Genomic DNA, 24,088 nt, shown 5'->3' with positions numbered 1-24,088 from the left:
CAAAGCCCATCAGAGGAGACAACATGAAGACACAGCACCGCCTGCTGCTGCTGGCGCTGGCCGGCCCGATGGTCACCGCCTGCGGCGGTGGCGACGACGGCGTCCCCGTCGCGCTGCCGCAGCTGTCGGCGGCCAGCGGCGCCTCCCGCACCGCCTGCACCGAGCTGGCCTCCGCCTTCACCTTCCCCGGCACCCGCATCACCGGCGCGTCGGCGGTGGCGGCCGGCGCGCTGCAGGTCGCCGGCAAGGCGGTGGCCGACCACTGCCTGGTCACCGGCGTGATGAACGAGCGCACCGGCGCCAACGGCAACTACCGCATCGGCTTCGAGATGCGGCTGCCCACGGCCTGGAACGGCCGCTTCTTCCACCAGGCCAACGGCGGGGCGGACGGCGCCGTCGTCACCGCGGTCGGGCCGCAGAGCGGCGGCGGCGGCCTGAGCCACGCGCTGCACATGGGCTTCGCGGTGCTGAGCTCCGACGCCGGGCACAACGGCGCGCAGAACAACACCGGCGCCACCCACTTCGGCTTCGACCCGCAGGCGCGGCTGGACTACGGCTACCAGGCGGTCGGCACGCTGACGCCGATGGCGCGGGCGCTGGTGCAGCGGGCCTACGGCAAGGCGCCCGACCGCATGTACCTGGGCGGCTGCTCGAACGGCGGGCGCCATGCCATGGTGGCGGCGGCGCGTTATGGCGCGCAGTACGACGGCCTGCTGGCCGGCAACCCCGGCTTCAACCTGCCGCGGTCGGCGGTGGGCGGCATGTGGGACGTGCAGCAGTTCGCCAGCATCGCCACCCCCGGCAGCACCAGCGCCGCCACCGGCGGCCTGCTGGACCTGAGCACCGGCTTCACGGCGGCCGAGCGCAACCTCGTCGCCGCCCGCATCCTCGAGCGCTGCGACGCGCTCGACGGCGCCACCGACGGCATGGTGCTCAACGTCGCCGCCTGCCAGCAGAACTTCAGCCTGGCCAACGTGCCCGACTGCGGCAGCGGCGGCCGCACCGGCAGCTGCCTGACGCCGCTGCAGAAGGGCGCCATCGGCCGGGTCTACTCGGGCGCGCGCAACAGCGCGGGCACCGCGCTGTACACCGGCTTCCCGTGGGACCCGGGCGTGGCCGGCGCCAACTGGGCGACGTGGAAGTACGTGCTGAAGATGACGCTGAGCGCGCCGTCGGTGGCGCAGCTGTTCACCACGCCGCCGCAGGTGCCGTCCAACCCGCTGGACTATGCGCTGGGCTTCAGCATGGACAGCGACGCGCCGAAGGTGGCCGCCACCAACGCGACCTTCACCGAATCGCCGGTGAGCTTCGCCACGCCGCCCGCCAGCGACCTGGCCACGCTGCGCGACCGCGGCGCCAAGCTGCTCATCTACCACGGCACCGCCGACCCGACCTTCTCGTCGGACGACACCGCCCGCTGGTACGAGGAGCTGCGGCGCGCCAACGGCGGCGACGCCAGCCAGTTCGCGCGCTACTTCGAGGTGCCCGGCATGAACCACTGCTCCGGCGGCCCGGCCACCGACCAGTTCGACATGATCACCGCGCTGGTCGAGTGGGTGGAGCAGGGCCGCGCCCCGGCCCAGGTGGTGGCGAACGTGCGGGGGCGGGCAACGCCGGCGGCGTCAACACCGAGCTGCCCGCCGGCTGGTCCGCCACCCGCAGCCGGCCGCTGTGCCCCTACCCGCAGACCGCGCAGCGGCGCGAAGGGGCGACGGACCTGGAGTCGGCGGCCAGCTTCGTCTGCCGCTGACCCCGGCGACCGGTGCCCGCTCGGGCACCGGTCGGAGGTCGGTCGAAGGTCAGTCGAACTTCAGGCCGACCTTCTTGATCAGCGCCGACCACTTGGCCATGTCGCTGCGCATCAGCTCCTGCAGTTCGGCCGGGGTGCTGGGCGCGGCGTCGGCGCCCTGGGCGGCGATGCGGGCGCGCACGGCGGGGTCGCGCAGCACGGCGTTGAGGTCGTTGTTAAGCCGGCGGATGACCGCCGGCGGCGTGCCGGCCGGCGCCACCATGCCGAACCAGCCCAGCGACTCGTAGCCCGCCAGGCCCTGCTCGTGCAGGGTCGGCACGTCGGGCAGCGATTCGCTGCGGGTGCGCGTGGTCACGCCCAGCGCCTTCAGCCGGCCGGCCTTGATCAGCTGCAGCGCCGCCGGCGGGTCGCTGATGGCCAGCGGCACCTGGCCTGCGGCGGCATCGGCCGTCGCCGGCCCGGTGCCCTTGTAGGGCACCAGCACGGCGTCGATGCCGGCCATGTTGCGGAAGAGCTCGGCCGACAGCTGCATCAGCGTGCCGTTGCCGCCGTGGCCGATGGTCAGCTCCGACGGGCTGCGCTTGCCCAGCGCGATGACATCGTTCACCGTCGACGCCTTGAACTGCGGCGAGGCCACCAGAAGGAACGGGCTGGTCGCGACGCGGCCCACCGGGGCCAGGTCCTTCAGCGGGTCGTACGTCATGCGCTGCCCGATGACGCTGTTCAGGCCCAGGGCGCCGGTCGCACCGATGCCGACGACGTAGCCGTCGGGCGGGGCCTTGGCCACCGTGTCCATGGCGATGTTGCCGCCGGCGCCAGGCTTGTTCTCGATGATCACCGGCTGCCCCAGCCGTTCGGCCAGCCCCGGTTCGATCATGCGGATCACCGCGTCCACGCTGCCGCCGGGCGGGAAGGGCAGCACGATGCGCACCGGTTTGGCGGGGTAGTTCTCCTGGGCGAGGGCGGGCGTCAGCGCGAGCGCGCAGCACAGGCCGATGGCCGTTCGGCGGAACATGGGTGTCATCGGGGTCTCCTTCGGATTTTTGCTTCAGTCCAGCACCAGCAGGGCGTCCAGTGCCACGCCACCGTCGCCGTAGGCGACGAAGGGGTTGAGGTCGATCTCGCGCAGGCGCGGCTGGGCCTGCATCAGGTCGGCCAGGCGCCGGGCGGCGTGCGCCACCGCGCCGGTGTCGACGGCCGGACGGCCGCGCAGTCCGCTCAGCAGCCGCGCGCCCTTGAGCCGCCGCAGCGCGTCGGCGATCTGCGCCTCGTCGAGGTCGGGCGCGAGCAGCAGCACGTCCTGCAGGGCCTCGATCCAGATGCCGCCCAGGCCGACCATCAGCACCGGGCCCCACTGCGGGTCGCGCCGCGCACCGAGCACCAGCTCGAGGCCCGGTGGCGCCATCGCCTCGACCAGCACGCCCTCCAGCACCAGGCCGGGGGCGCCGCGGGCCACGTCGGCCTGCAGCCGGTCCCAGGCGGCCCGCAGCCGGGCCGCGTCGGTCACGCCGGCCACCACGCCGCCGACATCGCTCTTGTGCAGCAGCGCATCGGCCTGGGCCTTCAGCACCACCGGCCAGCCGATGGCCTCGGCCGCCTGCAGCGCGTCGTCGACGCTGACCGCCAGCCGGCCCTGGGGCACCGCGATGCCGAGGCTGCGCAGCACCTGCTTGCCCTTGTGCTCGGCCAGCGGGCCGGGCGTGGCGGGCAGCGGCAGTTCGCCGACGTCCGCCGGCACGGCACGCCGCCCGGCCTCGCGCAGCAGCGCCGCGCGCCGGTGCACCTGCGCCATGGCGCGCAGCGCCCGGTCGGGCGAGCGGAAGAAGGGCACGGCGCTGCCCAGCATCGCCTGCCGGAAGGTGTCGTCGAGCGGATCGTCGTCGCCCATGATGACGAAGGCCACCGGCTTGTCGGTGGCGCCGAACACCGGCAGCAGCACCTCGCCCTTCCGCTGCTGGTCGCGGCCCAGGCCGCCCATCAGCGCCATCGTCAGGCTGCCGACGTTCGGGTCGTCCAGCATCGCCGCCGCGACCTGGCCGAACACCGCCGGGTTCTGCATGCCGGCGGTGGTCATGTCCAGCGGGTTGTCGGGGTGGACAAAAGGCGGCAGCACGCCGGCCAGCCGGTCGGCCGAGGCCGGCGCCAGCGTGCCCAGCGGCAGGGCCAGCGATTCCGCCAGGTCCAGGCTGAGGCCGCGCAGCGCACCCGAGTTGGACACCACGCCCGCATCGCCGCGCGGCGGCTGCGGGTAGCGCGCCAGCAAGGCGACGGTGTCGAACAGCTCGTCGAGCGTGTCGACCAGCACCACGCCTTCGCGCGCCACCAGCGCGCGCATGACCGCATGGTCACCGGCCAGTGCTCCGGTGTGCGAGGCCGCCGCCGCCTGCGCGCGTTCACCGCGGCCGGGGTGCAGCAGCACGATGGGCTTGCCGGCGGCGCGTGCCCTCGCGGCCACCGCGAGGAAGGCCTGCGGCCGGCGCAGCGTCTCGACGAAGACGGCCAGCGCATCGACCTCCGGCGCGTCGACCAGCGGCGGCAGCAGGTCCTCGATGCCGACCACCGCCTCGTTGCCGGTGGAGACCGCGAAGCTCACACGCAGGCCCTTGCCGAGCATGGCCTGGCGCACGTTGCCCATCATGGCGCCGCTCTGCGCCACCACCGCCACCCGCGGTCCCTGCAACGCGGGGCCGGGCAGGAAGGGGCCGAAGGTCAGGGCCGCGCCGTCGACGGCGTTGATCAGGCCCATGCAGTTGGGGCCAAGCAGCGCGATGCCGTTCGCGCGGGCCACCTCGGCGATGGCCTGCTGCAGCGCGGAGCCCTCGTCGCCCAGCTCGGCGAAGCCGGAAGCGAACACCACCGCCGCGCCGATGCCGCGCCGCGCGCAGGCCTCGATCGACGCCTGCACCGCGGCCTGCGGCACGTTGAGGACCGCGGCGTCGATGCCCGCGGGCAGGTCGTCGATGCTCGGCTGGCAGGGCCGGCCGTCCAGCTCGGTGCGGCTGCGGCTGACCAGGTGCAGGTCGCCGCCGTAGCCGAAGGCGCGCAGGTTGGCCAGCAGCCGCGCGGACACGGACTGCGGCTCAGGCGACGCGCCGACCACCGCGACGGACCGGGGGCGCAGCAGTCGATCGATGGCGCCGGCGGGCAGGGCGTCGTGCATGCGGCGGCCGGTCAGCGTTCTTCGCGCCGGTACGCGCCGAGGCCCGGGCGGTAGGTCTTCTCGTCGAGGAACTGCTTCATGCCCTGGGCGCGTCCGCGCTCGGGGTCGGCGAAGGTCGACTGGTCGGCCTTGGCCATCAGGTAGTCGCCGGCCTGCTCCCAGGGCATCTCCGCGGCCTGGCGGTAGGCCTGCTTGGCGGTGCGCAGCACCGTCGGGTTCTTGTCCATCAGCACCTTGGCCAGTTGGACGACACGCTCGCGAAGCCGGGCGCGTGGCACCGCCTCGTTCACCAGGCCGATCTCCGCCGCGCGCTTGCCGTCGAAGGGCTCGCCCGTCATCACCAGGTACATGGCGTCGCGCTCGCGCACCAGCTGCGCCACCGCGCGGCTGACGATGCCGGCCGGGATGATCCCCCAGTTGATCTCGGACAGGCCGAAGGTGGCTTCTTCGGCGGCGATGGCGAGGTCGCACGACACCAGCGGCGTGAAGGCGCCGCCGAAGCACCACCCGTTGACCATGGCGATGGTGGGCTTGGCGTAGAAGCGCAGCTGACGCCACTGCCACTGCGCGTTGGCGCGGAACAGCTTCAGCTGCGCGTCGCGGTCGCCGTCGGTGGCACGGAAGTAGTCGCGCAGGTCCATCCCGGCGGAGAAGGCCTCGCCGGCGCCGGTGAGCACCAGCACCTTGCAGGCGGGGTCGGTCTCGAGCTGGTTGAGCACCTCGCACATGCGATAGACCACCGGCGGGCTGATCGCGTTGCGCTTGGACGGGCGATTGAGGGTCACCCAGGCGATGCCGTCCTGCAGATCGACCAGGACGGGGTCCTCGCTGGGAGAGGCGGTGTTGACGTCGGACACGGGTTTCCTTTGCTGTCTTGGACTTGTGGGGTCCAGTATTAGTAAATAGACTTTATATAGCGACCCTTGAGAAGGACACAGGGACAACCATGACACTGCCCTCCGTTGAAGCCTCCACGTGGCGAACGCCGGCGCTGGCCCGGCTCGACGCCGCGGCGCGGCGCTGGCAGGACAACGACCACGGCATCGTGTGGCGCTCCTGGGGACAGGGCCGGCCGCTGCTGCTGCTGCACGGCAGCGCCGGCAGCTGGACGCACTGGCTGCGCAACATCCCCCCATCTGGCGACGACGCATGCGGTCTACGTGCCCGACCTGCCGGGCTGCGGCGACTCGGCGGCGATGGCCGAGCCCTGCACCATGGGCCGCATGGCCGATGCCTTGCACGCCAGCCTGTTGGGCAGCGGCCGGTGCACCGGGCCCTTTGCGCTGGTCGGTTTCTCGCTCGGCTCCTTCGTCGCCGAAGCGATGGCGCTGCGCCATCCGGCGGCGGTCGACGCGCTGGTGCTGGTGCGGGGGTCCTTCGACGGCGTGCTGCCGCCGATGCCGTCGGGCCTGGTGCGGTGGCGGCATCTGGTCGACGACCCTCAGGCGCTGCGCGAGGCGCACCGCCACAACCTGGCCACGTTGATGTTCCACGACCCGGCACGCATCGACGAGGCCGCGCTGGAGCTGCACGCCGTCAACCAGTCGCGGGCCCGCCTCGACGTCTTCTCGCTGATGGACACGCGCGAGGCGCAGGCCCTGCAACGCCTCGCGCTCACGCCCGGGTGCGTCTGCGGCGAGCACGACGTGCTGGGGTCCTGCGACCCCGCCGCCCAGGAGGAGGCCCTTCGCCGGCTGCGTCCCGAGGCAGGTCTGCACGTCGTGGCCGACGCCGGGCACTGGGCGCCCTACGAGCAGGCCGAGCGGTTCAACCGGCTGCTCGACGGGCTGTTGCGGTCGTCCGGTGGTGCCGAGCGTGCCGCCGCATGAGGGCGCCGCCGCTGGGCGGTGCGATACGCTCCCGTCCCGGAGACCCCATGGCCAGATCCAGCGCATCGCCACGCCGCAAGGCGCGCACGACCTACCTGCTGTCGCAGGCCCATGTCGTGGTGCGCGCCCACGTCGACAACGGCCTGCGCGAACTCGGCGCCACCAGCCTGCAGTACACCGTGCTCGCGACGGTGGCCAAGCACCCCGGCTCGTCGTCGGCCGCCCTGTCGCGTCGCTTCTACCGCACGCAGCAGGCCATGGGGCAGCTGCTGTCGGCGCTGGAGGAACGCGGCTGGATCGAGCGGTCGGAAGACGCCGCGAACCGCCGCATCCTGCGCGTCGGCCTGACGGAGAAGGGCGCGGCGCTGGTGGCCGCCGGCGACGCGCTGATGGACCGGCTGGAACGACGGCTGTTCAGCGCCGTCGGTCCCGCCGACATGGAGGTGTTCCGGTCGGTGCTGGCCGCCCTCGTGCTGCAGGGGGCGGTCGAAGAGGAAGGGCTGCTCGCCACGGGCTAGGCGCGACCCGCGCGTTGCAGGCCACTTCAACGCGGCTTCGATTTTTTTCACTTCCTCTGGCCACGCAATCGCGGTGGAATCCGCCGCTCCGACCCACGGCCACCCCATGACGACTGCGTCACCCCTTGCGCCGACCGACGAACGCCAGGTGCGCGTCGACCTCGCGGCCTGCTACCGCCTGCACTCGCACTTCGGCTGGACGGATTTGGTCTACACCCACATCTCGGCCCGCGTGCCGGGTGTGCACGACCACTTCCTGCTCAACCCCTTCGGCCTGCGCTTCGACGAGGTGACGGCGTCGAACCTGCTGAAGATCGACGTCGACGGGCACCTGGTCGAGCCGTCGGACCATCCGGTGCACCGGGCCGGCTTCGTCATCCACAGCGCGGTGCACATGGCGCGGCCCGATGCGGTCTGCGTCATCCACGCCCACACCCGGGCCGGCATGGCGGTGTCGGCCATGCAGTGCGGACTGCTGCCGCTGACCCAGCACGCCATGCTGTTCCATGACCGCGTGGCCTACCACGACAGCGAGGGCCTGGCCAACGACGTCAGCGAGCGCGAGCGGCTGGCGCGCGACCTGGGCGACAAGCCGGTGATGATCCTGCGCAACCACGGCACGCTGGTGGTGGGCAAGACCATCGCCCAGGCCTTCAGCATGATGTGGCACCTGGAGCGCGCGATGCAGGCCCAGGTCGATGCGCTGGCCAGCGGCCAGCCGCTGACGATGCCGTCGCCGGCGCTCGCCGCGCGCATCGCCGACAACGGGTTCACCACGCCCGGCGTGCCGCGCGCCAACGGCACCTTCAGCCCGGTCGGCGTGGCCGAATGGCCGGCCATGCTGCGGCTGCTGGACGGGCTCGACCCGTCCTACCGCGACTAGAACACACCATAACCCCACAGGAGACATCCCATGCGCCGCTTCGTCCGCTTCCTGTCCGTGCTGTGGCTGCTGGCCTCGGCCATGGCCGCCACGGCGCAGGCGCCGTCCTACCCCACACGGCCGGTGCGCATCGTCATCCCGTACGCCGCGGGCGGCGGTGCCGACGCGCTGTCGCGGCAGATGTCGGTGGCGCTGGACCGGTCGCTCGGCCAGCGCTTCGTGGTCGAGTCGCGGCCCGGCGGCAACACGTCGATCGCGGCCGTCGCGGTGGCCAACGCGCCGGCCGACGGCCACACGCTGCTGATGACCGGCGGCACCACCATGGCGCTGCAGCCGCTGGTGCAGGAGAAGCTGGCCTACGACCCGATGGCCGACTTCGTGCCGGTGAGCCTGTTGACCACCTCGCCCTTCATGCTGGTGGTGTCCACCGAACTGGGCGTGAACTCGCTGGACGACCTGCTGAAGCTGGCCCGCTCGCAGCCGGGCAAGCTGGCCTACGCCTCCAACGGCATCGGCGGGCCGGTGCACCTGTTCATGGAGCTGCTGGCGCAGCGCGCCGGCGTGCAGCTGAACCACGTGCCCTACAAGGGGTTCGCGCCGGCACTGCCGGACCTGGCCGCCGGCCGCACGCCGCTGACGATGATCGACTCGGGCTCGATCGAGTCGCTGGTCAAGGCCGGCAAGGTGAAGGTGCTCGGCATCACCTCGCCGCAGCGCTCGCCGCAGTTCCCCGACGTGCCGACGGTGGCCGAGCAGGGCTTCCCCGGTTACAGCGCCGAGACCTGGTTCGCGCTGTACGCCCCGGCGAAGACGCCGCCGGCGGTGGTGGGCCAGCTCAGCGAGGCCCTGCGCGACTGGCTGGGCCGCACCGAGGCCCAGGACGCCCTGCGCGCCCTCGGCCAGAACGCGCGCTGGGCGGCGCCGGAGGCGGTGCGCCAGCGCATCCTGTCCGAGCAGCAGGCCTACGCGCCGCTGGTCAAGGCGGCCAACATCCGCGCGGAATGAGGCGGGCCGCGGCGCTCAGTCGAGCACGATGGCGTCGCGCTTGACGATCTCCGCATAACGCGGCGATTCCCGGGCCACCAGCGCGGCGGTGTCGGCGGGCGACAGGGGCAGCGGCTCGTAGCCGAACTCGGTCATCTTGCTGCGCACGGCGGGGTCGTTCAGCGCCTTCGCCAGGTCGGCGCTCAGCCGGTCTTCGACCGCCCGGTCGGTGCCCCTCGGCGCAAACAGGCCGACCCAGCCGCTGGCCTCGAACTGCGGCGGGCCGCCGGCCTCGGTCACGGTGGGCACGTCGGGATGGGTGTCCAGTCGGCGCGGGCCGGCCAGCGCCAGGTAGCGCAGCTTGCCGGCGCGCTGCAGCGGGCCGGTGCTGCCGGCCGAGCCGAAGGCCCAGGCCACGTCGCCGCTGGCCACCGCGCCGTACAGCTGTGCGTTGTCGCGGAACGGGATGTGGTTCATCCTCGTGCCGGTGGCCGCCTCCAACATGGCGCCGGACAGGTGGGCCACGCTGCCCACCTGCCAGGAGCCGTAGGTCACCTCGTTGGGTCGCGCCTTGGCCGCGGCGATGAGGTCCGCCAGTGTCCGGTGCGGCGAGTTGGCCGCCACCGCGATGAAGAAGAAGCTGCGGTGGATGGGGGTCACCGGGTCGAAGTCGCTCACCTGGTAGGGCAGCTTTTTGTACAGGTGCGGCACGGCGGTGAAGTTCAGGCCGTCGGCGTGCAGCAGGGTGTGGCCGTCGGCCGGCACCTTCTTCACCTCGGCCACGGCGATGAAGCCGCCGCCGCCGGGCCGGTTGTCGATCGTGACCGGCTGGCCCCACGCCTTGGACAGCCGCTCGCCCACCAGCCGCAGCATGGCGTCGGGGCCGGAGCCGGGCGAGAAGGCCGAGACGATGCGCACCGGCCGGCCCGGGAAGGCGCCCGGCTGGGCCTGGGCGGCCGCGCCCAGCGGCAAGGTGCCCAGCGCCATGAGGGCGAGTCGTCGGTCCATGGAGGTCTCCTGTGGGGATGTGCGTCAGGCCGCCGGCATGCGCACCACCGGCTTGATGACCCGGCCCTGGGCCAGGTCGTCCGCGGCGTCGTTGATGCGCGCCAGGTCGTAGAAGCCGAGCAGCCGTTCGAAGGGGAAGCGCCCCGCCCGGTGCCAGGCGATGAGCTGCGGGATGAACACCTGCGGCACGCTGTCGCCCTGGTGGATGCCGACCACGCCGCGGCCGCCGACCATGAGGTGCAGCGCGTTGACCGGCACGTCGGCGCCCTTGGCCGAGCTGATGAGGCCGAGCACGCCGCGCGGCGCCAGGCGCTGCACCGCACCGCGCAGGGTGTCGAGGCGGCCGCTGGTGTCCAGCGCGAAGTCGGCGCCACCCCCATCGGCGCCGCCGAGCGCCGCCTCGATCTGCGCGTCGGCCTCGGGGTCGCGGGCGTCGACGACATGGGTGGCGCCCAGCTCGCGGGCCAGCGCCAGGCGCTGCGGCTGCACGTCGACCGCCAGCACGGTGGCCGCGCCGGCGATGGCGCCGGCCATGGTGGCCGCCAGCCCCACCGCGCCGGTGCCGTAGATCGCCAGCCGGCTGCCCGGCCGCACCTTCAGGCTGTTGAGCACGCCGCCGGCGCCGGTCTGCAGGCCGCAGCCCATCGGGCCCAGCGTCTCCAGCGCGACGCCGGCGTCCACCGCCTCGGTCACCCGCACCAGGTTGCGCTCGTTCACCACCGCCCGGGTGGCGAACGACGACTGGCCGAAGAAGTGGCTGCGCACCGGCCGCGGCTCGGCCGCGGCGGGGGCCTCGTGCAGGGCGGTGCTGCCGTCGGGCCGGCCGCCGCCGAAGTTGAGCGAGCGGGTGTGCGCGCAGTAGGCCGGCTCGCCGCGCAGGCAGGCGCTGCAGCGGCCGCAGGACGAGAAGCTGATCACCACCGCGTCGCCGGGGCGGACCCGCGTCACCCGCTCGCCGATGGCCTCGACGATGCCGGCGCCTTCATGCCCCAGCACCGCGGGCTTGGGCATCAGGGCGGGCGAGTCGCGCACGGCGAGGTCGGTCTGGCAGATGCCGCAGGCGACGATGCGCACCAGCACCTCGTCGTCGCGCGGGCCGTCCAGCGTCAGGCGGGCGAGGGTGAACGGCGCGCCGGGGAGGGTGGTGAGGGCGGCGGTGACGGAACAGGTGCAGCGCGGTGTCATGCAGCGGTCGCGACAGTGGGACGTGCGGCGGTCGCCGCGGCGTCATTCAACGGGCAGGGCGCCGCGCAGGCGATCGAACAGCGCGGCCGGCGGCACGTCGTCGCCGCGCCAGGCGATGTGCTGGTCCGGCCGGCACAGCAGCCAGCGGTGCCGGTACTCCGGCGGCAAGGCCTGGGCCTGCACGTCGAGCAGCTTGACCGGCACGCCCGCCTCGGCCGCTCGCTGCAGCAGCGGCCCGGGGTCGGCGCCGCCGCGCGTCATCAGCAGCGTGTAGTCGGCGCCGAAGGCGTCGTACAGCGAGCGGCCGTCGGCCAGCCAGAAGTGCGGCGCCCGGCAGCCCGGCACCGTGGACGACGTGAAGGCGCCCATGCTGTACGGCGGCGGCGCCCTCGCCGTCGTAGGCGATGACCGGCGAGCCCTCGTAGAAGTAGCCGAAGTTCAGGCCGGCGCAGCAGAACTGCTGCACGTTCAGCTCGTAGGCGCTGCGGCCGAACTCGGCGCGCAACGCATCGCCGGCCGGCCCCTCGGCCTCGATGTCGGCCGGCACCCCGCCGCGCATCTTGATCAGCGCGTGCGCCTGCTCCATCGCGAAGTGCGACACCTGCTCGGTGATGGGCTGGCGCTCGCGCTCGTAGGCGTCGAGCATGGCCGGCCCGGCCCAGCCGGCCAGCGTGGCGGCGAGCCGCCAGGCCAGGTTCAGCCCGTCGGCGATGCCGGCGTTCATGCCGTAGCCGGCGTAGGGCACCCACAGGTGCGCCGCATCGCCGGCGATGAAGGCGCGGCGGTCGCGGAAGCGCGTGGCCACCAGGCGGCGCGACACCCAGTCCTCCTTGCTGACCACCTCGTAGGCGAAGTCGTCGCCGACGCCGAGGATCTGGCGGATCGACAGGTCGCGGTCGACGCTTTCCGGGTCGTCCTCGCCCGGCTGCAGGTGGTTGTGCACCAGCCAGGTCTCGATGCCGTCGATGGCGTACAGCGTGCCGCTGCGCCGCGGGTTCATCGCGTAGTAGCCCCAGGCCGGCTGGCGCACCAGGCCGAGCAGGCTCGGCGCGCGGATGCAGGTCGACTGCACGTGCTGGATCACCGGCGTGCCTTCGAGCTGCGCGCCGATGGCCTTGCGCACCAGCGAGCGGCCGCCTTCGCAGCCGACCAGGTAGCGGGCGTGGAAGGTGTGCTCGGTGCCGGTGTCCAGGTCGGTGGCGGTGGCGTGCACGCCGTCGTCGTCCTGGGTGAAGCCGGTGAACTCCACCCGATTGAGCAGCGTCACGTTGGGCAGCGCCGCCGCGTGCGCCAGCAGGATGGGCTCCAGGAAGATCTGGTTGATGCGGTGCGGCGGCTCCGGTGTGGGCCAGTTCCCGTCGGGGCCGTCGGTCTCGATGAAGCGCTTGGACCGGGCGGGGATCGGGATGCGCGCCATCTCGATGCCGGTCACCGTGGTGCGGAAGGCGGCGTCGTGCGGGTAGTCCGGCGGCAGGCCGGCGTCGCGCACCTGCTGCACGATGCCCAGCCGGCGGAACTGCTCCATCGTGCGCGCGGCGACGTGGTTGCACTTCGGGCTCGGGGGCTCCAGGTACTCGCGTCGTTCGAGCAGGATGGTGCGCACGCCGCGGGCGTTCAGGTCCATCGCCATCGTCAGGCCCACCGGGCCGGCGCCGACGATGAGCACGTCGGTGGTGGTGGAGGGGGTGGTCGCTGCCATCGCCGGTCAGTCCGCCTTGTAGCCGGTGGCCGCCACGGCCTTGCCCCAGACCGCGGTGTCGGACTGGATCAGCCGCGCGAAGGCCTCGCGCGAGGTGCCGGTGGGCGCGAAGCCGGCGGCCTCGATGCGCTGGCGGGTGTCGGGCGACTGCAGCACCTTGAGCAGGTCGGCGTTCAGCCTGTCGACCAGTTCCATCGGCGTGCGCGCCGGCACGACGATGCCGAACCATGAGGTGATCTCCAGGTCGATGCCCTGCTCCTTGAGCGTGGGCACCTCCGGCATGGCCGGGTTGCGCGCCGGACCGGTGACGGCCAGCGCCGACAGCCGGCCGGCCTTGACGTTGGGCGCGGCCACGCCGACGCTGGCCAGCACCGCGTGCACGTCGCCGTTGACGAGCCCGGTGATGACGTCGCCGGTGTTCTTGTAGTGGATGACCTCGGGCTTGACCTTGACCGCGTCGCCCAGGATGAAGGCGCCGAAGTGCCCCGGGGTGCCGGCGCCGAAGGTGCCCATGAAGATGCCCTTGGGCTGCTTCTGCGACCAGGCGGCGAACTCCTTGACGTCGCGCACCGGCACCTTCTCGGTGTTGCTCATCAGCACGAAGTCGGAGGTCACCACCTGGCTCACCGGGACGAAGTCCTTCAGCGGGTCGTAGGGCAGCTTGCGGTAGGTGGCCGGCGCGATGACCAGGTTGCCGGTCAGGCCCAGCAGCAGGGTGTGGCCGTCGGGCGCGGCGCGGGCCGCCTCGCTGGCCGCGATCAGGCCGCCGGCGCCGGGCTTGTTGTCGACCACCACGCCCTGGCCGCCCCAGTGTTCCGACAGCTTCTGCGCCAGCAGCCGCGCCAGGATGTCCGGGCCGGCCCCGGCAGGGAAGCCGACGATGAGCCGCACCGGCCGCTGGGGGTAACCTGCGGTGGCGGACGGTTGCGCCGCCGCGGGCGCGAGCAGGGCAACGGCCAGGGGCAGCGCCACGAGGGTTGGCAGCAGGGCGGGCAGCAGGCCGCGGCGCGCGAGCGTCATCGTTGTCTCCATCATTGTTCTTGCGAAGGACCGCAACGGGCAGGGTAGACCGGCCGGGCGCCGGCCGCAGTCGTCCCAGAAGACGACGCCCTGACCTCAGCCTCGACGACCATGAGAACCTGGATCCCCGATGCCCAAGGCCCGGTCGGCGCCGCCGCGCTGGCCGAGTTGGTGGCGCAGCTGGCCGAGCCGGGATTCGGCGCCACCGTGCTGCACTTCGTGCGGCGCATCGTGCCGGCCACCTCGCTGTCGGTGTACCGCACCGCGGTCGGCGCCACGCCGGTGCGCTTCCTCGGCCTGAGCAGCCGCGACCCCGACACCACCGCCGACTGCTGGCGCGCCTACGTCTCCGGCCCGCACCGCCACGACCGGACGCTGGGCCAGGGCGACACCGACGTGCCCGGCGGCGTGGCGCTGGTGTCGCACATCACCGCGGCCGAGGTGCCCGCAGAGCACCGGTCGAAGGTCTACGACCCGCACGGCATGGTCGAGCGCGTGTCGGTGCTGCGGCGCGACGACGACGACTCGGTCTTCGCGGTCAACTTCTACCGTCACCGCGACACCGGCCCCTTCACCGACCGCGAGATCGGCGACTTCGGCGCGGTGGCGCCGGTGCTGCTGGCGCTGATGCGGAAACACGTGCAGCTGACGCGCGGCGCCGACGGCGAGGCCTCGCCCCACCGGCGCCGGCTGCAGGCCCTGGCGCCCGGCATGACGGCGCGCGAACTCGACGTCTGCGAGCGGTTGCTGCAGGGCATGACGCAGGAGGGCACCGCGGTCGACCTCGGGCTCAGCCTGTCGACGGTGAAGACCTACCGCAACCGTGCCTTCGGTCGGCTGGGCATCCACTTCCGCAGCCAGCTCTTCGCCCGGCTGCTGGAGGGCGGCGGGCACTGACGGTGCGGCGCCCGGGTCGGCGTGGTGTCGGCGCCCCCTTCGGATCCAACGGCACGTGAACGTCAGCGTCGAACCCATCCCTCACCTATGGTAGACGGCGGGCTGAGCTCGCCGCGCTAGGGGTAAAACAGGATCCCGTGAAGGGTGTCGTCGGTACGCTGAATGCTGCCGCGTCCGGCCATCCCAACCACGAGGAGACCCCCTGATGGACCGTTCCACCCACTTCCTGGCGGTGCCGCTGTGCGTGCTCGCCGCCGCCGCCCTGACCGCCTGCGGCGGCGGCGGCGACGACCCGGCCCCGACGCTGAGCGCGCAGGACGCCTGCACCGCGCTGCGCGGCCTGGCGCTGCCCGCGTCGGCCATCGGCCTGCCGACCTCCGGTGCGGTGGTGCAGACGGCGACGCTGGTCGCCGCCGACGCCAGCGGCAACACGCTGGGCGAGTACTGCGCCGTCAAGGGTCTGATCCTGCCGGTGTCGGCGGCGGCGCCGAACACGGAGTTCCAGGTCAACCTGCCCACCGCCTGGAACGACAAGGCGGTGCAGCTGGGCGGCGGCGGGCTCAACGGCTCGCTGGTCACCGGCCTGGGCGCCGCCGGCATCCAGCCCTCGACCGTGCAGCCGCCGCTGCGCCAGGGCTACGTCACGCTGGGCAGCGACGGCGGGCACAAGGGCTCGGGCGGCTTCGACGCCACCTTCGGCCTCAACGACGAGGCGCTGCTGAACTACGGCAAGGAGTCGATCAAGAAGACCCACGACGTGGCGGTGGAGATCGTCAAGCGGCGCTACGGCCGCGCCCCGGCGCGCTTCTACTTCGTCGGCAACTCGCAGGGCGGGCACGAGGCGCTGGACGCCGCGGCGCGCTACCCGGCCGACTACGACGGCGTGGTGGCCAACTACCCGGCCTACAACGTGACGCTGCTGCACCTGGGCTCGCTCAACGTCGGCAAGGCGGTGTACGGCAACGGCGGCGCCGGCTGGCTCAACGCGGCCAAGACCAAGCTCATCGTCGATGCGGCCTACGCGGCCTGCGACACGGTGGCGATGGACGGCGCGGTGGACGGCATCATCAGCAACGTGGCGGCCTGCAACGCGGCGTTCAACATGACCACCGTGCGCAGCACGCTGCGCTGCCCGGGCGGCACCGACACCGGCAACACCTGCCTGTCGGACGCGCAGCTGGCGGCGGTGGAGCAGATCGTCACGCCGTACCGGCCCGGCTTCCCCATCGCCGGCATGGACGAGTTCCCGCGCTGGCCGCTGCTGGAAGGCGCGCAGTTCGTCGGCGGCTCGACCTTCGGCACCCGGGCCGTGCCCAGCAACCCGCCGACCGGCGCCGACGCGCTGCTCTACAACGCCGGCTCGGGCACGACCAAGTACATCATCAGCCGCAACCCGGCGCTGGACCCGCTGACCTTCGACCCCAACGCCACGCCGGCGCTGCGCGCCCGCACGCAGGAGGTGGGCACCATCATGGACGTGACCGACGTGCCGCTGACCGCCTTCCGCAACAAGGGCGGCAAGATCCTGATGACCCACGGCACGGCGGACGACTTCATCACGCCGCACAACTCCATCGCCTACTACAACCGGCAGGTGGCGGCGCAGGGGCAGGCGGGGCTGGACAGCTTCCTGCGCTTCTACGTCGTCCCCGGCCTCGGCCACGGCTTCGGTCCCTTCAACGCCAAGTACGACGGCCTGAAGGTGCTGGAGGACTGGGTGGAGCGCGGCCAGGCGCCCGGCACGCTGACCGCGATCGACGGCAACACCGGCGCCAACGCCGGCCGCACCCGGCCGATGTGCGTCTTCCCGGCCTGGCCGAAGTACCGTGGCAGCGGCGACGTCAACAGCGCGGCCAGCTACGACTGCGTGACGTCCTGAGCGGGCGCCGGGGCCGCTTCGGCCCCGGCAGCGGCGGCCGGTGCATTGCAGAATGCGGCGCAACCCCTGACCCTTCGAGGAACCGCCCATGAAATCCCGTGCCGCCGTTGCCTTCGCCGCCGGCAAGCCGCTTGAGATCGTCGAGATCGACGTCGCGCCGCCCCGCAAGGGCGAGGTGCTGGTCAAGATCACCCACACCGGCGTCTGCCACACCGACGCCTTCACGCTGTCCGGCGACGACCCGGAGGGGCTGTTCCCGGTGGTGCTGGGCCACGAGGGCGCCGGCATCGTCGTCGAGGTGGGCGAGGGTGTGACCAGCGTGGTCCCCGGCGACCACGTCATCCCGCTCTACACCGCCGAGTGCGGCCAGTGCCTGTTCTGCAAGAGCGGCAAGACCAACCTGTGCGTGGCGGTGCGCGCCACGCAGGGCAAGGGCGTGATGCCCGACGGCACCAGCCGCTTCTCGTACAACGGCCAGCCGCTGTACCACTACATGGGTTGCTCCACCTTCAGCGAGTACACCGTGGTGGCCGAGGTGTCGCTGGCCAAGATCAACCCCGAGGCCAACCCCGAGCACGTCTGCCTGCTCGGCTGCGGCGTCACCACCGGCCTCGGCGCGGTGAAGAACACGGCCAAGGTGCAGCCCGGCGACAGCGTGGCGGTGTTCGGCCTCGGCGGCATCGGCCTGGCGGTGGTGCAGGGCGCGAAGCAGGCGCAGGCCGGCCGCATCATCGCCGTCGACACCAACCCGTCGAAGTTCCCGCTCGCCAAGGAGATGGGCGCCACCGACTGCGTCAACCCGAAGGACCACGACAAGCCGATCCAGCAGGTCATCGTCGAGATGACGGGCTGGGGCGTCGACCACTCCTTCGAGTGCATCGGCAACGTCAACGTCATGCGCGCGGCGCTCGAGTGCGCGCACCGCGGCTGGGGCCAATCGGTGATCATCGGCGTGGCCGGCGCGGGACAGGAGATCTCCACCCGGCCGTTCCAGCTCGTCACCGGCCGGCGCTGGCTGGGCACCGCCTTCGGCGGCGTCAAGGGCCGCAGCGAACTGCCCGGCATGGTGGAGGACGCGATGGAGGGCCGCATCCGCCTGGCGCCCTTCGTCACCCACACCATGCCGCTGTCGGACATCAACGAGGCGTTCGACCTGATGCACGAGGGCAAGTCGATCCGCTCGGTCGTCCACTACTGAAGAACCGAGGCCCCCACGCTCACGCTGTTCGCGGCCCCCCGAGGGGCCGTTCCGTTCAGTGGCTTCGGGCGGCCCCGTGCGCCACTGAAGGCGCCGGCCGCCTCCGGCTCAGGAGTCGAGCGCGATCTTGCGTTCGCGGACGATGGCGCCGAAGCGGCGGCTGTCGTCGGCGGTGATGCGCGCCAGGTCGGCCGGCGTGCCGGGCGTGGGCTCGGCGCCCATCGACTGGATGCGGTCGCGCACGTTCTTCATCCCGAGCGCGCGCACCACCTCGCGGTTGACCCGCTGCACCGCGTCGGCCGGCGTGCCGGCCGGCGCGAACAGGCCGTAGGTGCTGCCGGCGTCGAAGCCCTTGAGGCCCGATTCGTTCAGCGTCGGCACGTCGGGGAACTGCGACGAGCGCTGCAGGTTGGCCACCGCCAGCAGCTTGAGCTTGCCGGCGCGCACCTGCTCCAGGCCGGTGCCCGAATCGAAGATGAAGTCGATCTGGCCGGCCAGCAGGTCCTGGATGGCGGGCCCGGCGCCGCGGTACGGCACGTGCACCGCGAAGACGCCGGCCTGGCTCTTGAACATCTCGCCGGCCAGGTGCAGCGAGCTGCCGTTGCCGGCCGAGCCGTAGCTCAGCTTGCCGGGGTTGGCCTTGAGGTGGCGGATGAACTCCTGCACGTTGTTCGCCGGCACGGCCGGGCGCACCAGCAGGAACAGCGTGGCCCGGCCCAGCGGCGCCACCGGCACCAGGTCCTTGACCGGGTCGAACGGCATCTTCTTGTACAGGTGCGGGCCGATGGCCACCATGCTGCCCGCGGTCAGCAGCATGGTGTGGCCGTCGGGGGCCGAGGTGGCCACCACCTCGCCGCCCAGCAGCCCGCCCGCGCCGCCGCGGTTGTCGACCACCACGCTCTGGCCCAGGCCTTCCTGCACCGGCTGGCTGATGGCGCGGGCCAGCAGGTCGGTGGCGCCGCCGGTGGCGTTGTTGACGACGATGCGCACCGGCTTGGACGGGAAGCCCTGGGCCGACGCGGTCGACGGCAGCAGGGCGGCCAGCGGCGAGGCGGCGGCGGCCAGCAGGCGTCGACGGGGCAGGGGACGGAAGCGGTCTCCGGTCATGGTCTTGTTCTCGGGTGGTGAGGGGGATGGAGGGAAAGGCGTCGGGCCGCCAGGCGGTCGCGCCAGGCGGGCAGCGCCTCGGGGTTGCGCAGGAAGCGCGGCGGCTCGCCGCGCAGCAGTGCGATCACGTTGTCCTGCAGCGCCAGCTCCAGCGAATCGTCGCCCTCGCGGGTGTGGCCGACGTGGTGCGGCGTGAGGATGACATTGTCGAGCGCGCGCAGCGGCGAGTCCGCCGGCAGCGGCTCGACGGCGAACACGTCCAGTGCCGCGCCGGCGATGGCCCGCCGGCGCAGCACCTCGGCCAGCGCCGCCTCGTCGACGTTGACGCCGCGCGACAGGTTGATGAAGTAGGCGTCGCGCTTCATCAGCGCCAGCCGCCGGGCGTCGATCAGCGGCCCGCTGCCGGCCTGGGCACCGGCCAGCACGCAGACGATGTCGGCCTCGGCCATCAGCGCGTCCAGGCTGGCGGCGCGCTGCACGCCGGGCGGCAGGCCGATGTCGCCGTCGCGGCGGCTGTGCACCTGCACCCGGGCCTGCCAGGGCGCCAGCAGTTCGGCCGCCACCTGCGCGATGCGGCCCCAGCCGACCAGGCCGATGGTCTTGCCCTTGAGCAGGCGCGCGCGCACCGGGTTCGGCCGCGGCCGCTGCAGGCGCAGGTTGTCGCGGGTGCTGTCCAGGTCGTACATCAGGTGCAGCATCAGCAGCAGCGCCGATTCGGCGATGCCGCGCACGTTCTCCTCGGTGGGCGCATGGGCGATCAGCACCCCGGCGGCGGTGGCGGCCGCGACGTCCAGGCCCTCGGTGCCCGAGACCACCGACACGATGCCGGCCAGCTGCGGCGCCTGCGCCAGCACGCCGGCGTCGACCCGCATGCCGCCGAAGCCCGCGATGACGCGGGGGCCGGCGAGCGCGGCGGGGTCGGCCAGCAGCGCCTGGTGCGACGCGAAGCGCCGGAAGCTGCGGCCGTCGGCGCGCAGGCGATCGCTCAGCCGGTCGAACACGGGCGCGAGGTGGGGGAAGCAGTCGCAGACCGCGACGTCGAAGTGGGCAGGGTTCATCGAGGTTGGATGTTGAGGCAAGCCGCCGGCCGAAGCTCTGATCAATGGCCCTTAAGCTATGCGCGCCGGCTATAGCATTCGGCAGACCCTCGGGTTCACGATGATTGACACGACTTTGTTGCCCCACTCGACCCCCGTCTGGCGGGAGGTGCCGGCGGTGCTCGACCGGCTGCGCGCCCTGCGCTGCCTGGTGGCCATCGTGCGGCTGGGCAGCGCGCTGCGGGCGGCCGAGGCGGTGCACCTGTCGCAGCCCGCGGTCACGCGCGCCATCCTCGAACTGGAGGCGGCCTGCCAGCTGCGGCTGTTCGACCGCGGCGCCCGCGGCATGGCGCCCACCGAAGCCGGCCGCCAGCTGGGCGAGCGCGCCGAGGCGTTGCTGGCGCAGCTGCGCCGCGGGGCGGAAGAGGCGCAGCGGCTGGCGGCGCTGAAGGCCGCGCGGCTGCCGCTGCCCGAGCGCTTTGCCGCCGGCGTGGCGCCGGCCGGGCTGCGCGCCTTCGTCGCGGTGGCCGCGGGCGGCAGCGAGACGCGGGCCGCGCAGTCGCTGCGCCTGAGCCAGCCCGCGGTGCACCGCGCCCTGGCCGAGCTGGAGCGCCTGGTGGGCGTGCCGCTGTTTCAGAAGTCCACCCGCGGCAGCCGGCCCACCCACGCCGGCGAGGCGCTGCTGCGCCGGGTGCAGCTGGCGCTGGCCGAGGCACGGGCGCTGGAGACCGACCTCGCCGCCTGGCGCGGCGCCATCCGCGGCGAGGTGGTGGTCGGCATGCTGCCGCTGTCGGTGTCGCTGCTGCTGCCGAAGGCGGTGGAGGCGGTGGTCCGGCGCCATCCCGGGCTGACCGTGCGCCTCGTCGACGGCACCTACGAAAGCCTGATGGCCCAGCTGCGGCGCGCCGACATCGACCTGCTGGTCGGTGCGCTGCGGCCGGCCGCCGGCGCCGACGAGGTGCTGCAGGAGGTGCTGTTCGAGGACGAGCTGGCCGTGGTGGCGCCGCCCGGCCACCCGCTGCTGGCGCGCGCACGGCTGCGCCTGCGCGACCTGCCGGGCCAGGCCTGGGTGCTGCCGCTGCCAGGCTCGCCGGCCAGCGCGGCGCTGCAGCGGGTGCTGCAGGCCGCCGGCCTGCCGGACCCGGCGAACGCCATCCACGCCGGCAGCCCGGTCATGGTCCGCTCGCTGGTGCTGCAGACCGGCCGACTCGCGCTGGCCTCGCGCGGCGAGGCCCTGCAGCCCGACGCCGCGCCGCTGGCGCCGCTGCCGCTGGCCCTGCCCGGCACCGCCCGGCGCATCGGCCTGGTGTGGCGCGCCAACGGCCGTCCTTCGGCCGACCTGCAGCTGCTGCTGCAGGCGCTGCGCGAGTCCGTGCCGGCCGCCGGGTCATAACCAGATCGGATACCGCAGCGCGGTCACGGCATTGGTGGACCGCGGTGGCGGGTGCCATCCTGCGGCCCTCGGAACGCCGCCATGCCCCATCCCGCCGACACCGCCACCCCCCACCCGCGCCGAGCGACCGGTCCTGCTGCTGCTGCCCGGACTGCTCTGCGACGAGCAGGTCTGGGCCCAGCAGCGCGAGGCGCTGGGCGCCGCGGTGGACTGCCGGGTGCCCGACTGGGGCCTGCGCGCCAGCCTGACCGACATGGCCGAGCAGGTGCTGTCGATGGCACCCGCCGGCGGCTTCTCGCTGGCCGGCCATTCGATGGGCGGCCGGGTGGCGCTGGAGGTGGTGCGCCTGGCGCCGCAGCGCGTGCAGCGCCTGATGCTGATGGACACCGGCGTCGACCCGCTGCCCGAGGGCGAGGCCGGCGTGCAGGAGCGCGACAAGCGCCTGGCGCTGCTGGCCATCGCCCGCGAGCACGGCATGCGTGCCATGGGCGCCGAATGGGCGCGCGGCATGGTGCACCCGTCGCGGCTCGACGGTCCGCTGTTTGCCGAGATCCTGGCCATGATCGAGCGTCGCAGCCCCCCGCAGTTCGAGGCGCAGATCAACGCCCTGCTGGCGCGTCCCGACGCCCGCGGCGTGCTGGCCGGCGTGCGCTGCCCGACCGTGCTGCTGTGCGGGCGTCAGGACGCCTGGAGCCCGCTGGCCCGCCACGAGGAGATGCAGCGCCTGCTGCCGGCGTCGCGGCTGGCCGTCATCGAGGACAGCGGCCACATGAGCACGATGGAGCAGCCGGCGGCGGTGACGCAGGCGCTGCGCGCCTGGATGGAGACGGCGACGTGAACGGCCACCTCGACCCCCTGCAGCGCCTGCTGGCCGAGGACGCCTGCCGCCGCCTGGTGCTCGACGCCGCCGCCGCGGTGGACGGTGGCCGGCCCGAGGCCTTCGCCGCGCTCTTCTGCGAGGACGGCGTGCTGCAGCGTCCCGGCGGCCAGCCGCTGGTGGGACGGGCCGCCATCGCCGCCGCGTACGCCAGCCGCGCCCCCGACCGCATGACCTGCCACATCGTGACCAACAGCCGCGTCGAGCTGCTGGGCGACGGCGAGGCCCGTGTCGCCAGCTCGGTGCTGCTGTGGACCGGCAGCCGGGCGGATGCCGAAGGCGCGCAGGGTCGACCGGCGACGGCCCAGGTGCTGGGCGAGTTCGACGACCGCCTGCGCCTGACCGCCGAGGGCTGGCGCTTCGCGCACCGCAGCGCGCGCTTCGTGCTGTACGCCCCCACCGCCGCCGCAGGAGGCTGACACCGTGGCCCGCATCATCGGCGGCATCGGCACCTCGCACGTGCCCACCATCGGCGTCACCTACGACAAAGGGCCGCACCGCGGAGCCCGCCTGGGCGCCGCTGTTCGAGGGTTACCGGCCGGTGGCCGACTGGCTGGCGCGCACGAAGCCGGACGTGCTGCTGTTCTTCTACAACGACCACGCCAACAGCTTCTTCTTCGACCTCTACCCCACCTTCGCCATCGGCGTCAGCCCCGAGTTCAAGCTGGCCGACGAAGGCGCCGGCCTGCGCCCGCTGCCCGACATCAAGGGCCACCCGGAACTGGCCATCCACGTCGCCGAGTCGCTGGTCAACGACGAGTTCGACATGGCGGTGTTCCAGGACCGGCCGCTGGACCATGGCTGCCATTCGCCGCTGCCGCTGCTGTGGCCGCATGCGCCGGACTGGCCGGGCGCGGTGCTGCCGATCGAGGTCAACGTGCTGCAGTACCCCATGCCCACCGCCCTGCGCTGCTGGAAGCTGGGCCAGGCGGTGCGCCGGGCGGTGCAGTCCTTCCCGGAGGATCTGAAGGTGGTGGTGGTGGGCACCGGCGGCCTGTCGCACCAGATCCACGGCGAGCGCACCGGCTTCAACAACACCGAGTGGGACATGGAGTTCCTGCGGCTGCTGCGCGACGACCCGCAGCAGCTGACCGCGCTGCGCCATGCCGACTTCGTTCGGCTCGGTGGTGCGGAAGGCGCGGAGGTGATCATGTGGCTGGCGATGCGCGGCGCGCTGCCCGACCGCCTGCGCGAGCTGCACCGCAACTACTACCTGGCCACCACCACCGCGATGACGGTGGTGCTGTACGAGGAGGCGGACCCGGCCGGCGCGGGCGAGCCGTTGGAGCCGCCGCAATGAACCCGCAGCTGGCCGGCATCGAGCAGGTCGAGGGCACCTACCCCTTCGACCTGCGCACCAGCGTCCGCGCGCTGCGCCTCAACCGCTTCTTCTGGCGGCTGGCGCTGCCCGAGGCCCGCCAGCAGCTGCTCGGCGACCCGCAGGCCGCCTTCGACGCCGCCGGCCTCACCGAGGAGGAGCGGGCGCTGGTCACCGCGCAGGACTGGCTGGGCCTGGTGCGCTACGGCGTCAACTTCTTCGTCCTGGAGAAGTACGCCCGCGTGGTGCGCAAGTCGAACCTCGAGGTCTACGCGCTGATGCGCGGCGAGAGCTTCGAGGACTTCATGAAGACCCGTCGCGTGCCCGAGGCGCGCTGACGACGAGG

General features: G+C 73.1%; 21 protein-coding genes and 3 pseudogenes. 14 read left to right on the top strand and 10 right to left on the bottom strand.

All coding sequences use genetic code 11. The features are described 5' to 3' along the window. Positions 1-23 precede the first annotated feature (23 nt). Positions 24-1,541, top strand: a pseudogene (locus LRS07_RS14655) (tannase/feruloyl esterase family alpha/beta hydrolase); the annotation flags it as partial. 11 nt (positions 1,542-1,552) lie between these two features. Further along, positions 1,553-1,750, top strand: coding sequence for a tannase/feruloyl esterase family alpha/beta hydrolase (locus LRS07_RS14650; protein WP_260498742.1), 198 nt, complete (start codon positions 1,553-1,555; stop codon positions 1,748-1,750). A 49-nt stretch (positions 1,751-1,799) separates the two neighbouring features. On the opposite strand, the gene LRS07_RS14645 is transcribed toward LRS07_RS14650, so the two are convergent. From LRS07_RS14645 to LRS07_RS14635, 3 genes are read right to left on the bottom strand one after another with little or no spacing between them, the layout of a single operon-like run. Continuing rightward, the gene (locus LRS07_RS14645) at positions 1,800-2,774 is read right to left on the bottom strand and encodes a Bug family tripartite tricarboxylate transporter substrate binding protein (RefSeq protein ID WP_260498741.1); all 975 of its coding nucleotides are present in this window, start codon (positions 2,772-2,774) and stop codon (positions 1,800-1,802) included. 24 nt (positions 2,775-2,798) lie between these two features. Then, positions 2,799-4,910 (bottom strand): acetate--CoA ligase family protein, encoded by a 2,112-nt coding sequence (locus tag LRS07_RS14640; RefSeq protein WP_260498740.1) that lies wholly within the window; start codon positions 4,908-4,910, stop codon positions 2,799-2,801. Between the two features lie 11 nt (positions 4,911-4,921). After that, positions 4,922-5,767 carry a p-hydroxycinnamoyl CoA hydratase/lyase gene (locus LRS07_RS14635; protein ID WP_409450548.1) on the bottom strand — a complete coding sequence of 282 codons (846 nt, stop codon included), beginning with the start codon at positions 5,765-5,767 and terminating at the stop codon, positions 4,922-4,924. A 105-nt stretch (positions 5,768-5,872) separates the two neighbouring features. Here LRS07_RS14635 and LRS07_RS14630 point away from each other — a divergent pair, with 105 nt between their 5' ends. From LRS07_RS14630 to LRS07_RS14615, 4 genes are all read left to right on the top strand, one after another. After that, the gene (locus tag LRS07_RS14630) at positions 5,873-6,739 is read left to right on the top strand and encodes an alpha/beta fold hydrolase (protein WP_260498739.1); all 867 of its coding nucleotides are present in this window, start codon (positions 5,873-5,875) and stop codon (positions 6,737-6,739) included. 47 nt (positions 6,740-6,786) lie between these two features. Then, a complete protein-coding gene (locus tag LRS07_RS14625; RefSeq protein ID WP_260498738.1) occupies positions 6,787-7,257 on the top strand; it encodes a MarR family winged helix-turn-helix transcriptional regulator in 471 nt (156 codons plus the stop codon). A gap of 106 nt (positions 7,258-7,363) precedes the next feature. Beyond that, complete coding sequence (locus LRS07_RS14620; RefSeq protein ID WP_260498737.1) at positions 7,364-8,140, top strand: class II aldolase/adducin family protein; 777 nt, start codon at positions 7,364-7,366, stop codon at positions 8,138-8,140. A 30-nt stretch (positions 8,141-8,170) separates the two neighbouring features. Continuing rightward, complete coding sequence (locus LRS07_RS14615) at positions 8,171-9,145, top strand: Bug family tripartite tricarboxylate transporter substrate binding protein (protein ID WP_260498736.1); 975 nt, start codon at positions 8,171-8,173, stop codon at positions 9,143-9,145. 15 nt (positions 9,146-9,160) lie between these two features. Here LRS07_RS14615 and LRS07_RS14610 read toward each other — a convergent pair whose 3' ends face one another. From LRS07_RS14610 to LRS07_RS14595, 5 genes and pseudogenes are all read right to left on the bottom strand, one after another. Continuing rightward, positions 9,161-10,132: a tripartite tricarboxylate transporter substrate binding protein gene (locus tag LRS07_RS14610; RefSeq protein ID WP_260498735.1), complete on the bottom strand. Its 972-nt coding sequence runs from the start codon at positions 10,130-10,132 to the stop codon at positions 9,161-9,163. Between the two features lie 24 nt (positions 10,133-10,156). Then, the gene (locus LRS07_RS14605; protein WP_260498734.1) at positions 10,157-11,317 is read right to left on the bottom strand and encodes an NAD(P)-dependent alcohol dehydrogenase; all 1,161 of its coding nucleotides are present in this window, start codon (positions 11,315-11,317) and stop codon (positions 10,157-10,159) included. Between the two features lie 42 nt (positions 11,318-11,359). Further along, on the bottom strand, positions 11,360-11,686 hold the full coding sequence (locus tag LRS07_RS22455; RefSeq protein ID WP_509909123.1) for an aromatic-ring hydroxylase C-terminal domain-containing protein: 327 nt from the start codon (positions 11,684-11,686) through the stop codon (positions 11,360-11,362). Positions 11,687-11,747: 61 nt separating this feature from the next. Next, a pseudogene (locus LRS07_RS14600) lies at positions 11,748-12,941 on the bottom strand (FAD-dependent monooxygenase); the annotation flags it as partial. Between the two features lie 81 nt (positions 12,942-13,022). Continuing rightward, positions 13,023-14,036, bottom strand: coding sequence for a Bug family tripartite tricarboxylate transporter substrate binding protein (locus tag LRS07_RS14595; RefSeq protein WP_260498732.1), 1,014 nt, complete (start codon positions 14,034-14,036; stop codon positions 13,023-13,025). 111 nt (positions 14,037-14,147) lie between these two features. Between LRS07_RS14595 and LRS07_RS14590 the strand changes: the two genes are divergently transcribed. From LRS07_RS14590 to LRS07_RS14580, 3 genes are all read left to right on the top strand, one after another. Next, entirely contained in the window at positions 14,148-14,933 is a 786-nt protein-coding gene (locus LRS07_RS14590; protein ID WP_260498731.1) for a helix-turn-helix transcriptional regulator, read from the top strand. A gap of 205 nt (positions 14,934-15,138) precedes the next feature. Next, positions 15,139-16,812 carry a tannase/feruloyl esterase family alpha/beta hydrolase gene (locus LRS07_RS14585; protein ID WP_260498730.1) on the top strand — a complete coding sequence of 558 codons (1,674 nt, stop codon included), beginning with the start codon at positions 15,139-15,141 and terminating at the stop codon, positions 16,810-16,812. A gap of 88 nt (positions 16,813-16,900) precedes the next feature. Further along, positions 16,901-18,010, top strand: coding sequence for an S-(hydroxymethyl)glutathione dehydrogenase/class III alcohol dehydrogenase (locus LRS07_RS14580; RefSeq protein WP_260498729.1), 1,110 nt, complete (start codon positions 16,901-16,903; stop codon positions 18,008-18,010). A gap of 108 nt (positions 18,011-18,118) precedes the next feature. Here LRS07_RS14580 and LRS07_RS14575 read toward each other — a convergent pair whose 3' ends face one another. Next, positions 18,119-19,117 carry a Bug family tripartite tricarboxylate transporter substrate binding protein gene (locus LRS07_RS14575; protein WP_260498728.1) on the bottom strand — a complete coding sequence of 333 codons (999 nt, stop codon included), beginning with the start codon at positions 19,115-19,117 and terminating at the stop codon, positions 18,119-18,121. Beyond that, positions 19,114-20,175, bottom strand: a complete 1,062-nt coding sequence (locus LRS07_RS14570; RefSeq protein WP_260498727.1) for an NAD(P)-dependent oxidoreductase — start codon at positions 20,173-20,175, stop codon at positions 19,114-19,116. The genes LRS07_RS14575 and LRS07_RS14570 overlap by 4 nt, the downstream gene beginning before the upstream one ends. 118 nt (positions 20,176-20,293) lie before the next feature. Between LRS07_RS14570 and LRS07_RS14565 the strand changes: the two genes are divergently transcribed. The 5 genes and pseudogenes from LRS07_RS14565 to LRS07_RS14545 all read left to right on the top strand — a co-directional run bounded on the left by LRS07_RS14565 (position 20,294) and on the right by LRS07_RS14545 (position 24,080). Beyond that, the gene (locus tag LRS07_RS14565) at positions 20,294-21,547 is read left to right on the top strand and encodes a LysR family transcriptional regulator (RefSeq protein WP_260498726.1); all 1,254 of its coding nucleotides are present in this window, start codon (positions 20,294-20,296) and stop codon (positions 21,545-21,547) included. Between the two features lie 88 nt (positions 21,548-21,635). Continuing rightward, the gene (locus LRS07_RS14560) at positions 21,636-22,385 is read left to right on the top strand and encodes an alpha/beta fold hydrolase (protein ID WP_260502121.1); all 750 of its coding nucleotides are present in this window, start codon (positions 21,636-21,638) and stop codon (positions 22,383-22,385) included. Beyond that, positions 22,382-22,843 carry a nuclear transport factor 2 family protein gene (locus LRS07_RS14555; protein ID WP_260498725.1) on the top strand — a complete coding sequence of 154 codons (462 nt, stop codon included), beginning with the start codon at positions 22,382-22,384 and terminating at the stop codon, positions 22,841-22,843. The genes LRS07_RS14560 and LRS07_RS14555 overlap by 4 nt, the downstream gene beginning before the upstream one ends. 4 nt (positions 22,844-22,847) lie before the next feature. Next, positions 22,848-23,724 (top strand): annotated as a pseudogene (locus LRS07_RS14550) (gallate dioxygenase). Beyond that, positions 23,721-24,080, top strand: a complete 360-nt coding sequence (locus LRS07_RS14545) for a protocatechuate 3,4-dioxygenase (RefSeq protein ID WP_260498724.1) — start codon at positions 23,721-23,723, stop codon at positions 24,078-24,080. Before LRS07_RS14550 ends, LRS07_RS14545 begins: the two are co-directional and overlap by 4 nt. Positions 24,081-24,088: the final 8 nt, after the last annotated feature.

Source organism: Aquabacterium sp. J223 (genome assembly GCF_024666615.1).
GTDB lineage: Bacteria > Pseudomonadota > Gammaproteobacteria > Burkholderiales > Burkholderiaceae_C > J223.
The sequence above is the reverse complement of the archived record's forward strand: the minus strand, read 5'-3'. Positions and strand labels throughout refer to the sequence as shown.